Source organism: Pseudidiomarina salilacus, assembly GCF_047323925.1.
Classification (GTDB): Bacteria; Pseudomonadota; Gammaproteobacteria; order Enterobacterales; family Alteromonadaceae; genus Pseudidiomarina; species Pseudidiomarina salilacus.
This window is the reverse complement of sequence record NZ_CP178753.1, coordinates 23,349-36,839: the sequence shown is the minus strand read 5'-3', so window position 1 is coordinate 36,839 and position 13,491 is coordinate 23,349. Positions and strand designations below refer to the sequence as shown.

Here is a 13,491-nt window from a genome sequence, read left to right as displayed (position 1 = left end):
CTAAGGTGTGATTATGAAACATCTCTCAACGCTGGCCCTCGCGGTCAGCGTCGCCCTTGCGTTACCTGTTTATGCTCAAGACGCGGCACAAGACGACGTCAAATGGGACGTACAAGACCCACAAGGTGAATTCAAAGACATTCAAATCAAGGTCAACGAAGGCACTTGGATGAACGTCGATTTGAGTCCTGACGGCAAGACAATCGTGTTTGATTTGCTCGGTGACATTTACCGTATGCCCGCCAGTGGTGGCGACGCCGAACTGATTGCTGGCGGTATCGCTTGGCAAATGCAGCCGGTATTCTCACCCGACGGCAAGTATATCGCTTACACCTCAGACGTGGATGGTGGTGACAATATTTGGGTGATGGAAGCCGACGGTTCCAACAAACGTGCGGTGACCAATGAAACCTTCCGTTTGTTGAACAGCCCCGCGTGGAGCCCCGACGGCCAGTTCTTGGTAGCACGTAAGCACTACACTGCACAGCGTTCACTCGGCGCCGGTGAAGTGTGGATGTATCATGTCAACGGCGGTACTGGTGTGCAGTTGACTGCGCGCCCGAACGACCAAAAAGATTTGGGTGAGCCAGCATTTTCGCCAGACGGCCGTTATATCTATTTCTCACAAGATGACACGCCGGGCAAAACCTTCCACTACAGCAAAGATTCACTGGAAGGCATCTACACCATCAAACGTTATGACCGTGAAACCGGTGATATCGACGTGATCTTGGGTGGTGCAGGCGGTGCAATTCGCCCAACGCCATCACCTGATGGTAAATACTTGGCCTATATCAAGCGTGAAGACTTCAACAGTGTGTTGTACCTCTATGATTTGACCTCAGGTGAGCAGACTCGCTTGTACAGCAAGCTCGATCGCGACATGCAGGAAACCTGGGCGATTCATGGCGTTTATCCGACTATGGATTGGACCCCTGATAGCAAGCAAATGGTGTTCTGGGCTGACGGTAAAATCATGAAGCTGGACGTTGCTTCGCGGGAAGTACGCGTGGTGCCGTTTAGCGTTGAAACTACTAAGAAAGTACAAACTGCGTTGCACTTCAAACAAAACATTGAAGCCGAGCAATTCAAGGTACGTATGTTGCGTGGCGTGCAAGTAGCGCCGGATGGCGAGCAAGTGGTCTACGAAGCGCTCGGTAAGCTTTATCAGCGCGGTCTACCGAATGGTACCCCGGAGCGTTTAACCGAACGTGACGGCGCCTGGGAGCTCTACGCGACCTATTCTCGTGATGGTCGTTACCTCGCGTACGTGACTTGGGATGACGTCGAGCAAGGTCAGTTGATTGTCCGTGATTTGCGCAATGGTAGCGAGCGCGTGTTGCCAACTGGCAAAGGTAAGTTTATTGAGCCGGTCTTTAGCCCAGATGGCAAGTCAGTGGTGTATCGCAAGGTGCGTGGTGGTTACATTACGCCAGATACCTATGGTCTGAATCCAGGTGTGTATCACTTGAGCTTGAGCGATGGTGCCGAACCACGTTTGATTAGCGAAAATGGCTATCAACCGCAATTTGGCGCGCGTAACGATCGGGTGTACTTGATGGATTCGCGTGGCTCGCAACAGTTGTTGTCGGTTGATTTGACCACCAAAGAGCAGCGCACGCTGTACACGTCAGAACACGCCACCGAGTATCGGGTGTCGCCTGATGGTAAGCACTTAGCCTTTGCTGAGCGCTTCAAAGTGTTTGTGACTCCGTTGGTGGAGCGCGGTGCGGCGATTAACATCAGCCCCAGTGATAAGCAGTTCCCAGTCGAGCAATTGTCAGTGCGCGCCGGTGAAAATATTTCGTGGACAGCGGATGGTAAGAACCTTTATTGGTCGCTCGGTCCAGAACTTTATCATGCATCGGTCGCAGGTTTGTTTGCGATTGATAAGGGCGATGAAGCCTTTGCCAAAGTCGACAGCGGGCTGGATATCAGCTTTGATGCCGATGTCGCGAATCACCAGCAAACCGTTGCTTTTGTCGGCGGTAAACTTATTACCATGAACGGCGACGAAGTGATTGAAGACGGTGTTGTGGTGGTCGAGGGCAATACCATTGTTGCGGTCGGTAGCGCTGACGAAGTGAGCGTGCCAGACGGCGCCTATGTGGTTGATGCCAGTGGTAAAACCGTGATGCCAGGTCTGTTTGACGGGCACGCGCATGGGCCTGCCGGTGAGTACGAGATCATCCCAGAGCATAACTGGAAAGCCTATGCCAACCTCGCGTTTGGCGTGACTTCGCTTCATGATCCGTCAAACGATACCAGCGAGATCTTCACTGCCAGCGAAATGCAAAAGGCCGGCTTGATCGATGCACCACGGACCTTCTCGACCGGTACCATTTTGTACGGTGCCAACGGTCCGGGCTACACCTCGCACATTGATAACCTGGACGATGCCAAGTTCCACTTGGAGCGCTTGAAGAAAGTGGGTGCGTTCTCGGTGAAGAGCTATAACCAACCGCGTCGTAACCAGCGTCAGCAAGTCATCCAAGCAGGTCGTGAACTGGAAATGATGGTGGTGCCGGAAGGTGGTTCACTATTGCAGCACAACTTGACCATGATTGCCGACGGTCACACCACCGTTGAGCACTCGATTCCAGTAGCGGAAATCTACAACGATATCGAGCAGTTCTGGCAGCAAACCGACGTGTACTACACGCCGACGCTAGGTGTCGCTTATGGTGGTATCTGGGGTGAGAACTATTGGTACGCTGAAACTGACGTGTGGCAACATCCAAAACTGAGCAAGTTTGTGCCGCAAGACGCCTTAGTCGGTAAGGCAATGCGTCGTGAAAAAGCACCGCACAACCACTACAACCACATTAATAACGCCTCGGTCGCGAAGCGTCTGACCGATGCTGGTGTCCATGTGGTGGCTGGGGCGCACGGTCAACGTGAAGGCTTAGCGCAGCACTGGGAGATCTGGATGATGGCGCAAGGTGGTATGACGCCACTGGAAGCACTGGCGACCGCAACTATTAATCCAGCCAAAGAGTTCGGCATGGACCATGCACTGGGGTCGCTTGAGGCTGGTAAGTTGGCTGACATTATTGTGATTGACGGTGACCCGTTGGCGGATATTCGCGTTACGGATCGGGTTACCCACACCATGGTGAACGGCCGTCTCTACAACGCCGAAACTATGGATCAGTTGGTACCGGAGCAAGTTGAACGGCCAACCTTCTTCTGGGAATAGACTAAGGTCGTAGCAATTACGGCTGCAAGTTTTACAGAAGCTCGCTATAATCCCGCTATATTCGTATAGCGGGATTTATTTTTTCTATGAATAACATCAAAGATATTGATTTAAACCTTCTTGTTTATCTCGACGTGTTATTACGTGAGCGCAATGTCACCAAAGCTGCGGCGCAATTGAACATTACCCAGCCGGCCATGAGCAATGGCTTGAAGCGCTTACGTAGCTTGTTGAACGACCCGATTTTGGTTCGTACCAGCGAAGGCATGATTCCAACTGAAACCGCTAAGCGTATGCAAGAACCGGTACGACAAATCCTTTATTCAGTCGAAGAAATGGTGCAACCGGCACGTGAGTTTGATCCCGCAACGACTGACCGTGTGTTTCGTATTATGGCGTCAGACTATGCTGCATCAACGCTGATGCCACGCCTGTTACCAAGCCTGCAAGCGCAAGCGCCAAAGGTGACGCTAGACATCATGACGCCAAGTGACATCAGCTTTCACGACGTTGAAAACGGCAAGGTGGATTTGGCCATCAACCGCTTCGAGAAGCTACCGCAGTCGTTTCATCAAAAAGCGCTTTGGGAAGATGATTTCTCTTGCTTGATGCGCCGTGACCACCCGTTGTTGCAGGATTACACCTTAGCGAATTACCTCAAAGCTGAGCATGTGTGGGTCAGTAAAACTGGTTTTGGCGTAGGCGTGGGCATGGACCCTCACGATGTACAAAAGCTTGGTTGGGTCGACGAAGCGCTCGGTAAGCTTGGCCACAAGCGCGATATTCGCGTATTTACCCGCAACTACCATGTTGCCATGCATTTGGCGCGCCAAGGGCTCATTGCAACGTTGCCCACGCGGGCGGCCAAACTTTATGAAGGTGACGATCAGTTGGTGTTAAAAGCACCGCCGTTTGCCATCGAGCAGCTGGATCTGACCATGATTTGGAGCCCATTACTGCAGCATGATGCTGGACACCGCTGGTTCCGACAATTGGTTGCCGAAACCGCGGAACATCCATAACGCTTAGTGGTTGAACACCTCAAACAAGTGGCTGTTCAACCAAATGTGCACGACAATACTGGCCGCATAGCCCACCGCGATGGCGGGCGCCCATTTCAAGTGACTGGCAAAGGTGTAGTAACCACGCGCTTGACCCATAAGGGCAACGCCCGCCGCCGAGCCAATCGACAACAAGCTACCACCGGTACCAGCAGTTAAGGTAATCAGCAACCATTGTCCATGGGACATATCAGGTTGCATCGACAACACTGCAAACATCACCGGAATGTTATCAATCACTGCTGACATGAGTCCCAAACTGACGTTGGCAAAGGTTGGTGACCATTGGTTGTAAAGGGTGTCAGACAGCAGGTGCAGATAGCCCATAAAGCCAAGACCACCGACACAGATGACGATACCGTAAAAGAACAACAAGGTGTCCCATTCGGCGCGTTGCACCCGGCTAAACACGTCAAACGGCACTACGCTACCCAGGCGTTTGAGGCGTTCCATGTCACCGGCACGTTCTGCCATTGCGCGTTTGCGTGCCAGCGAGCCAGGTAAGGTCATGCGCAAGAAGTAACCAAAGAACTGTAGGTAACCCAGACCCATCATCATGCCCAGCACCGGCGGTAAGTGCAGGAACATATGGCAGGCAACCGCAGTCGCAATGGTCAGTAAGAACAGCGTGGTGATGCGCAGCGCACCGCGTTTCAGTTCAACTTCTTCATACACCGCTGCAGGCTTTTTATTCTCAATAAAGAAATTCATGATCACTGCAGGGATCAGGTAATTTACCAGCGACGGAATAAACAGCACGAAGAACTCTTGGAATTCAACCATACCGGCCTGCCACACCATCAGCGTAGTGATGTCACCAAATGGGCTGAAGGCACCGCCGGCGTTCGCTGCAATAACGATACTGACACACGACATGCCAATGAACTTTTTATCGCCATCAGCAACTTTCATCACCACCGCACACATCAATAAGGCAGTGGTCAAGTTATCGGCTACGGGTGAAATAAAGAAGGCGAGAAAGCCAGAAAGCCAAAATAACTGGCGATAAGTGAAGCCTTTTTTCACCATCCAAGCGCGTAATGCATCAAATAGGCGACGCTCTTCTAAGGCATTGATATAGGTCATTGCTACAAGTAGGAAGAGCATTAACTCCGCAAATTCGAGCAAGTTGTGACGGAATGCTTCTTCCGCGACCCCCGGTAAACCCTGGTCAACGTACACCCAACCAATCATGATCCAAATCAAACCAGCGGCGACCAAAACCGGTTTCGATTTGCGCATATGTAGGCGTTCTTCAGCCATCACCAGCATGTAGGCGAGGGTAAAGATAATAATAGCGATGATACCGACCGTGGCGGTGGTTAAATCAAGAGGGCCAGCGGCGGCAAAAGCAGCAGGGCTTAAAAACAAGCCAGAAAGGGCAACGAGAAGCAGCTTCCACATGTGTCTATTCCTTGCACACAAAGGGTTGGGGAGAAATTCGCGCGAATACTAGCACAAATTTCTAGCCTTTCCCTGTGTCCTTGAGAAATAGCTTTGGTTCTTTAGAGTTAGTCCCTAGGAGGTATGTAAGAGATTAATTTAACATTATGATTTATCGTGTTTTTTAATGTTTTTGTGCAAAAATCTGCGATACCAATTGCGCGGCAAGAAGCGCTTTAAATACCAAGCAATACGTGCTTGTTTATGCGGGAGTGTATAAAACTGTTTACGTTCGATACTGCGCATGATGGACTTGGCGATATCGTTAGCGTTGAGCTTACTTGTTGCCATCAGCTTATCGAGATTTTTGTCCATGCCATCGATGGTTGAGCGCATGCTATCGCCGAGATTGGTGCGGAAAAATGAGGGACACACCACCGAGACCTGAATGTTATCAGCGGCCAGTTCGTTTTGCAGTGTTTCTGACAGGCTCACGACTGCCGCCTTGGTGGCGTTGTACGAACTCATATTGGGCACATCGAGTAGGCCAGCCATTGACGCTACGTTGATGATGTGACCTTTCTGCTGGCGCTGCAGCAGCGGCAAAAATGCCTTACAACCGCGCACTACGCCAAGCAAGTTGATGTCAATGATCCACTGCCAATCGTTAAGTGTGGTATCGCTCAACTTACCGACTTGTGCGACACCAGCATTGTTCACGACCACATCGACACCTTGCCATTGTTCATCGAGTTGCTTGGCAACATTTTCCAAATCACTAATACGCGTCACATCGGCGGGCATAAATAAACTCGCGGGTTGCCAGCGTTGCAAACTACCTATTACCGCTTCGCCACGTTCGGTATCACGGTCGACAATACAAACTTTCCAGCCAGCCTTGGCAGCCAACTGCGCGAGCGCGAAACCAAGCCCACTGGCGCCACCGGTAATGACAATTCGTTGTGGTTGCATCAATTCAAATCCTGTTTATAGCGTGGTCATGGAGATGCGGCTACGGCCGTCATCCTTGCTTTGATAAAGTAACTTGTCAGCATGCGCGACCAAGCGGCGGAAGCTACTGCCACTGTATTCGCGACGTATTTCGACAATACCCATGCTCATGGTCATTGGGATCACTTGCCCGTTGACTTGGCAATGGGTGGCGAGATCATGTTGGAAGCCCTCGACAACTTTGCGCACATCTTCACAGTCACTCATAAAGACTGCGAATTCCTCACCACCATAACGTCCGACGAGATCGCCACGACGTTCAAAATGTTCGCGCAATAGATGTCCCACAGCCCGAATACATTCATCGCCAATCGGATGCCCCATGGTATCGTTAATCCGTTTGAAGTAATCGATATCCATCAGGATCAGCGCTATCGGTCGACGCATTGCCATGGCTTCGTGATAGCGTTGTTCGGCTAAGTCATCGAAAGTTCGGCGATTCAACAACTCGGTGAGACCGTCTTCACGCGCTAACTTTTGTAACTTAGCATTGAGTTTCTCGAGATCCGCGGTTTTTTCTTCAACCTGATGCTGCAGCTGTTTGTTGAAATTCAGCATAAGCTTACGCGCCGCAATTAGGTTTTCAGCAATGGTACTCACTTCTCGCGTCATGTCATTGCGCTCGACCACCAACGGCAGTTCGGTGTTACTTCGCAAGTGTTCAGCAAGGTGAATGAGAGGGCGATTGATATCTTGCGCAAATCGCCGTGTTACGAAGGCAAACAATCCGGTAATCAGCAGCAAGAAGATAAATAAATCGATCAGATTATCCAGGAACAGCTCGGTGAGCTGATTTGGGTCTGAAAAGACATAGATGTTCCAACCGAAACTGTTTAGACGCTGTGTATACAAGGTATCACGCTCGTCTAATTGGGTAAGTGGTAAGTTTTGCGTATAGAGGTTGGTGCGGTTGTCTGGAATGAAGGTAGCCAACGAAGGCAAGTCTAGATTGTCGCTCGCGAAAATAATTTGGTCGTCGTTGTCGGTCACCACCACATTCTGATATCTCGGATTAATGTCAGTGCGACGTACTAGGTTATGTAATTCGGGAATATCGAGAGAGCCCTCAACGATACCAATGAACTGACCATCGACTAACAGCGCTTCGCTGATGGCGATAATCGGCATGGTACCGAAGCCACGGCCGCGAAACGCACTGGATACATAACCTTCACCAGTATTTTTCGGTACTTGAAAATAGCTACGGTCATCGACATTGGGAATGACCTCATTGCGCGACAGAATCGCAGTAAATTGGGAGGTCGGCACACCGTGCAGAATATGGCCTTTATCATCGGTGATCAGCATGGTGGTAAACGAAGGAAAGCTGAGCTGAGTTTCCTCCAGTAAGGCGATGCGTTCGGCATAACTGTCAACGCGCAACATTGAGTTACGCAGATTCTGTACAGCGGTGACATGATCGTTAACGAAATCTTCGGTAACCTGCCTAAGGCTGTTGGCCTTTGAGCCGATGTCCGCAACAATTTGACGCTCGGTTTGCTGCGCTGAACGCAGGGTGTAGAGCATCGAAAAGCACAGCGAGCTGACGATAATACAAAGAAAACTGAGATAGAAGATGCGCCCACTTAGCGTGTCTGACACTTGTTTCATAACTGATACTCGCCAGCTGCGCGGAATCAGTTGATAGGCCAAGATCGCCAATGCGGTGTAGAGCAAGCCATTAAGCAAGAGCTTGGCTAATATCAAAATCAAAAAATCTTGTGGAACGTCGATAACCGTCGGCAAATACAGGTAGGTGATCGGCCCACCAAAGGCGACCCAGTATATTAGATCAGCCAGTAAAATAGGCACATTACGTTTGTACAGCAGGTAAATCGCGATGACCTCAGCAGTCATCGTAACCAGAAAGAAAACGTTCTCGGTATATAGGTAGCTGGCGCTAGACGCAATCAGCACGCTAATAAGCGCGGCAAATAGCCCACGACTGAAGAGGGCTAACATGACGAACAGCTGCCCCATCAAAATCGTTACTGAGCCATACAGCTCAAATGCGAGAAAGTAATTACACAACGCTGCTACAGAGCCGTACCCCACACCCCACAGGAAATTCGTGAGGCGATTGTCATAGGGACTCGTATCGATACTTTCGTTCACGGCTCTATCTCTTTAGCAGCGTTTATTTTTCCTCGAGATTACCACAATTTATCTACAAAGCGATGCGTTACTTGGCAGATTTTTCAGCAACAAGCCGCAGCTCTTTTTCGGTCGCTTCGATGATATCAGCACGTGCAAACAAGATGTTGCGCCATTGCTTTTGCGCAAATAATTCGGTTTGCTCGGCGTACGCTGGGCTTTGTGGGTCTTCGCTTTGGCCGTAGTTCAGTAAAGCCTCGGCACGCGGCCCCTGCGGCGTGAATTCAACCGCTAAAATAAAACTGCTACCGCCAGTAATCGGGTAGCCTTTGTTGGTTAGTGATGACCAGCGATTCAAGCGTTCACCAGCAAAATAGGGACCAATGGTGTCACTGCCACGCATATCGACCATGTTGATCACCCCATCTTGATGGCGTCCACCGTGCACGGCGACAGCTTGTTCGCCACGGTACGCTAATTGTTGTTCGCCGAGCGTAGCATCAAGCGCAATCGATTGGGCTTGCAGTAACTGCACCGCATCGGTTAACGCCTGCATGGCGATGTCATCGTCGGCGATGCCGTGCGGTGTTGACAGCGGTGCCTCACTGTCAAAGGCGACGCTATAAGGCTCAACCTTAGCTTCTGTGGTGCGGGCAAGGTAAGCGCTCAGCCACTCGCGAAACAGGACAGCACCAGAGCTACGCAAATCAAAGGTGCCGGTAAACTGTGCCAATGCAGCGCAAGCTTCGCTCGGTACCTTAGTATTTTGCCCGCACAAGTTAGTCAAATCGGTATAAAACGCATGGTAGGCGCGTGTGGCATTATGAAACAGCGCCTGTTGTACCTCGGCTAAATCGAAGCGCTGGTCAACCCCGCGAAACGCAGGGTTGGTCAAGTAGTCGAGATTTTGTTGGGTACGCAGACTGACCTCAGCTTCATAAGGACCATAAGCGGGTGAGCGTTGCGGCTGCCGTTCGCTCGCATGGGCGAGCCAGTAGCTATCGTTGGCGTTGAACACATAATCATCGCGTAACAGTTGCGGTCGCGCGTCGAATGGCACACTGTTGGGCACCCTAACGTGCTCACTGGCTTGCCATTTGAAGACCGGATTACTGCCATCCAATAGCAGCAAACCGCGCTCGTTGTAGAGTTGCTGAACCTCCGGACTTTGTTGGTACATTTGCTGCCAAGCTGCCTGCGCTTCGGTGCTTAAATGGCCGACCGTCGAGTTATCAAGATAGACAGCTTTGCCTTCGCGTCCAGTGGCGATGGTATTCACCCAAGGCATCGCATTCCAGCGTTCATGGGCCGCAATAAAACTATCGATGGAATCGGCACGCCCCATATCCCACCACTGCTCTAGCATGGCAAAGTTGTCGTAATTGACATCATTAATCGCGAAAGCTGTGGTTGCCGTCCAAGCCAAGCCCGGCATACTCACAACCGGCCCATATTCACTCCACCACAGGGTGTGCTCGTGATTGACTAAATCGCCATCCTCGCCTTTTATTTTCAGACTTACTTTGCGCGCCTCAAGCTGCCGTGTGGCGTCGCCGACACGATACAGTGTCGGGTCGAGCGCATCGAGCTGTAACTGATACAGGGCTAGTCGATAACTGTCTGATACGGTATGCGACCAACCCAACTGCTGATTAAACCCAATGGCGACACCGGGAATGCCGACCAAACTCACCCCGTAAATATCCAGCTCACCGGGAATGGTTAAGTGTTTTTCCCAAAATCGATTACTGCCAAACCACGGATAATGCGGATTACCAAGTAAAATACCGCCGTCGTGCTCGGTAAATTCGTTGCCTAACGCCCAGGCATTGGAACCTAAATCACTGCGCGTGATAGCTGCTTCAGCTTGTGCAAGTAAATCATCGTCAATAGTGAGTTGGGCGACATCTTGATTGGGCGGTGCGGCATTGGCAATGGCCGCCGCCAGATAGGGCAGGGTGGTGGTAATGTAATAGCCGCGAGCATAAATATCCTGTGCGGTCACTGGTTGCACCCATTCAGCACCTTGGCACCAACTGCCGGCGCCCGGATTCTCTTGCAAGTAGTGATTAAAACCTGCGGCATAGCCCGTCATGTTCGCTTGCACTTCTGGGCGTAATTGTGCAAACGCCTTGCTGGCGCGGCCATGAATGCCGAGCCCACGCACCACTGCATCATTGATAACGAAGCGCTGGCGCGGACCTTCACCCAAATATTCGGCTAACTCGCCACGCGCGGCGATGCGCATATAGGAAATCGTGCAAATTTGGTCTGTTGCTGCCGCGTATCCCTCGCCAAAACCTAAGCTGCCGTAATCTTTTGCTTCGATATGCGGTACGCCGAACTCGGTATAGCGAATGACCGCTTCATAGTCGTCATTCTCGGCAGTGGTGGTCGTGTTGTTACAGCCCGCTAACACAAGTAGCGGTAATGCAAGACTTAAATAGCGCATGTGCTTCCTTTTTTATTTTAATTATCACAGTCTTGGTTGGTATCGGTACAGGCGACTGCGGATTTCGATTTTGCCGGCTTTTTCACAGTCGCCTTAACACCGCCACCTGGCACCTTAGTTTGCGTAGCTTCGCTTTGGGAGACAGTGATGTCGATACCTGGAATCGGATCGCCTTGAGCTTGCGTGGCAACATCGCCATAACCATCGCCATCAGCATCGGTCGGTCCCACGCTGCTGTGTGGGCCTTTTTGTTCACGCTCGATCTTTTCGACCGCAATTTCGATGTTATCACCGATTTTTTTCGCAGTGGCTTCTGGTTTTTTATCTTGTGGAGGTTCACCAGCATAACTGACTGAACCTGCGATTAAAATAACGATACATCCAATTGTATTCAGCGTTTTCATAATGGCTTCCTCAGCACCTGATTAACCCTTTAGGTTTAGCCTGAAGCCGACAGATTCGCAACTTTGGTCTATAGTTTTCGCGCTAGGCAGGAAGCCTACGTCGTAACGGAAGGACAATGAATGCAGGTAAATTAAGGAGAACATTACCATGCACAAGTTACTCTTAATCTGTAGCTTGATCCTTTGTTGTTGCGCAGTTTCCCCCGTTTGGGCGGATGATCATGAGGATGAAAGTTACATACTTCTTATTAATCACTACAACGTCGACCCAGAGCATATCAACGATTTCATGGCTGGCGGAGAAGCCTGGAAAAAATGCTATCTTGAAAACGGTGGTACCGAAAGTTGGACAATATGGCGCCGTATGCAGGGTGAGGGAGTCACTTTTACCTTCACCAAGGCCTTTTCAAATTGGCAACACTTTTTTGCCGGTGAAGAAGCGGTCAACAAATGCCAAAGTGTCGTCAGTGAGCAAATCATGCCTTACGTACTCTCCATGAACGGCGGCTTCGCTCGCAATATTCCTGAATGGACGAGTCAAGATGCAGGTAGTGGTTTGATTGTCGACGTCCACAATTTTCGTGTGAAAGACTACGGGCTTTTTGATACGACTGTCGAAGCTGTTCAGGCTGCTACCAAAGACGACGGACATGGCGCCAATAGCTGGTATTACACCATTGGTGGACGCGACGATGCCGAACTCTTTGTCGTCGAGTACTATGCCGATCCAGCCGCTATGGACGCCAAAACACCTGGTGTTTGGGAACGTCTGGAAGAAGCTGTGGGCGAGGAACGTAGCAAACAGTTACAAAATGACTTCATCAATTCAGTGGATGAAATGTGGAGTTATTTATATGCTCAATTACCTGACCTGAGCCACGCACCTGAAAATAGCGGCACAGCACAGGAGTAAACAAGAGGCGAGATCACAGATAACTGCAATGACAGTGATCTCGCGTCTCTACTGCTTACGGGGGAGAGCATGGCAGTTAAATTAGAAGATCGACCGATTGATCAAGTTCGCGAAGAATGCATTGATAAACTCATCGTTAATTACAGTCACGCAATTATTTCGCAAGAAGCATTTGAACGTCGCCTTGACGAGATGATGGCTACCACCGAGCATCAAGTATTACTCGACCTAGTTGCTGACTTACCAAAAGAAGCCGACAAGCAATATGCGGAAGACAAACAATCGACGTTTGCACCATCTGCCACCAGTGCTGATGCTGCCGAAGACAAGATTGTCAGCATTCTGAGTTCTAACAGCCGCAAAGGCCCGTGGTTGGTGCCAAAAAAATTGGCCATCATCGACGTTCTAGGCTCAGTTGAACTCGATTTCTCGCAAGCCACCTTTGCCGACACTCAAGTTGAAATCGAAGTGAAGAGCTTTCTCGGCTCGGTCAGCATTGCGGTGCCTGAAGATGTTGCTGTGGTTTCACGGGTTACCAATATTTTGGCCTCCAGCGAAGAACATGCACCACCGCAACCGCAACACGCGCGTCATACCATTGTCGTCACCGGCATGTCGCTTATTGGTTCCGTCGACGTATCAGTGAAGCGCAGCATGCGCGAACGTTGGGTCGACTTCGCCAACAGCATGCGCGAAGCCTTCGGCCTCGAACGCCGCACCTAAATTCTTCGCCGCCACAACGAAAAAAGCCCCGCACGTGAGTGCGAGGCTTTCCGAATAATGGTGCCCAGAGGCGGAATCGAACCACCGACACGGGGATTTTCAATTAGTTATGATCTTAATTGGTAATTATCAATAATTAATAAAAACAACCAGTTGCGGCGTCTTACTCTTCTCATATTTACTGTCAAATTGGTACATTTTGGCTGGTATTGGTACAAAATTGGTACACTTTTATCTTTGGTGAAGATACA

The 13,491-nt window shown here is 50.4% G+C and carries 9 protein-coding genes; 4 read left to right on the top strand and 5 right to left on the bottom strand.

Annotated features, from left to right (window positions below; translation table 11 throughout):
* Window positions 1–13: 13 nt before the first annotated feature.
* Together ACJ8W9_RS11665 and ACJ8W9_RS11660 are read left to right on the top strand one after the other, a co-directional pair.
* The gene (locus tag ACJ8W9_RS11665) at window positions 14–3,199 is read left to right on the top strand and encodes an amidohydrolase family protein (protein WP_411361158.1); all 3,186 of its coding nucleotides are present in this window, start codon (window positions 14–16) and stop codon (window positions 3,197–3,199) included.
* Between the two features lie 86 nt (window positions 3,200–3,285).
* Window positions 3,286–4,221: a LysR family transcriptional regulator gene (locus tag ACJ8W9_RS11660; protein WP_411360379.1), complete on the top strand. Its 936-nt coding sequence runs from the start codon at window positions 3,286–3,288 to the stop codon at window positions 4,219–4,221.
* A 3-nt stretch (window positions 4,222–4,224) separates the two neighbouring features.
* Here the strand turns inward: ACJ8W9_RS11660 and nhaD are convergent, their stop codons facing one another.
* The 5 genes from nhaD to ACJ8W9_RS11635 all read right to left on the bottom strand — a co-directional run bounded on the left by nhaD (window position 4,225) and on the right by ACJ8W9_RS11635 (window position 11,604).
* Window positions 4,225–5,664, bottom strand: coding sequence for a sodium:proton antiporter NhaD (gene nhaD, locus ACJ8W9_RS11655; protein ID WP_411360381.1), 1,440 nt, complete (start codon window positions 5,662–5,664; stop codon window positions 4,225–4,227).
* Window positions 5,665–5,808: 144 nt separating this feature from the next.
* On the bottom strand, window positions 5,809–6,615 hold the full coding sequence (locus ACJ8W9_RS11650; protein WP_411361157.1) for an SDR family oxidoreductase: 807 nt from the start codon (window positions 6,613–6,615) through the stop codon (window positions 5,809–5,811).
* A gap of 15 nt (window positions 6,616–6,630) precedes the next feature.
* On the bottom strand, window positions 6,631–8,769 hold the full coding sequence (locus tag ACJ8W9_RS11645; RefSeq protein ID WP_411360385.1) for a diguanylate cyclase: 2,139 nt from the start codon (window positions 8,767–8,769) through the stop codon (window positions 6,631–6,633).
* A 67-nt stretch (window positions 8,770–8,836) separates the two neighbouring features.
* A complete protein-coding gene (locus ACJ8W9_RS11640; RefSeq protein WP_411361156.1) occupies window positions 8,837–11,200 on the bottom strand; it encodes a penicillin acylase family protein in 2,364 nt (787 codons plus the stop codon).
* 17 nt (window positions 11,201–11,217) lie between these two features.
* The gene (locus ACJ8W9_RS11635; RefSeq protein WP_411361155.1) at window positions 11,218–11,604 is read right to left on the bottom strand and encodes a hypothetical protein; all 387 of its coding nucleotides are present in this window, start codon (window positions 11,602–11,604) and stop codon (window positions 11,218–11,220) included.
* A gap of 148 nt (window positions 11,605–11,752) precedes the next feature.
* On the opposite strand from ACJ8W9_RS11635, the gene ACJ8W9_RS11630 reads away from it, so the two are divergent.
* Window positions 11,753–12,517: a hypothetical protein gene (locus ACJ8W9_RS11630; protein WP_411360390.1), complete on the top strand. Its 765-nt coding sequence runs from the start codon at window positions 11,753–11,755 to the stop codon at window positions 12,515–12,517.
* Window positions 12,518–12,586: 69 nt separating this feature from the next.
* A complete protein-coding gene (locus ACJ8W9_RS11625; RefSeq protein ID WP_411361154.1) occupies window positions 12,587–13,240 on the top strand; it encodes a LiaF domain-containing protein in 654 nt (217 codons plus the stop codon).
* Window positions 13,241–13,491 lie beyond the last annotated feature (251 nt).

Bases quoted from the DNA above. Each gene is read 5' to 3' on its own strand.
- ACJ8W9_RS11665 (WP_411361158.1), top strand. From the start codon at position 14: ATGAAACATCTCTCAACGCTGGCCCTCGCGGTCAGCGTCGCCCTTGCG.
- ACJ8W9_RS11660 (WP_411360379.1), top strand. From the start codon at position 3,286: ATGAATAACATCAAAGATATTGATTTAAACCTTCTTGTTTATCTCGAC.
- nhaD (WP_411360381.1), bottom strand. From the start codon at position 5,664: ATGTGGAAGCTGCTTCTCGTTGCCCTTTCTGGCTTGTTTTTAAGCCCT.
- ACJ8W9_RS11650 (WP_411361157.1), bottom strand. From the start codon at position 6,615: ATGCAACCACAACGAATTGTCATTACCGGTGGCGCCAGTGGGCTTGGT.
- ACJ8W9_RS11640 (WP_411361156.1), bottom strand. From the start codon at position 11,200: ATGCGCTATTTAAGTCTTGCATTACCGCTACTTGTGTTAGCGGGCTGT.
- ACJ8W9_RS11635 (WP_411361155.1), bottom strand. From the start codon at position 11,604: ATGAAAACGCTGAATACAATTGGATGTATCGTTATTTTAATCGCAGGT.
- ACJ8W9_RS11630 (WP_411360390.1), top strand. From the start codon at position 11,753: ATGCACAAGTTACTCTTAATCTGTAGCTTGATCCTTTGTTGTTGCGCA.
- ACJ8W9_RS11625 (WP_411361154.1), top strand. From the start codon at position 12,587: ATGGCAGTTAAATTAGAAGATCGACCGATTGATCAAGTTCGCGAAGAA.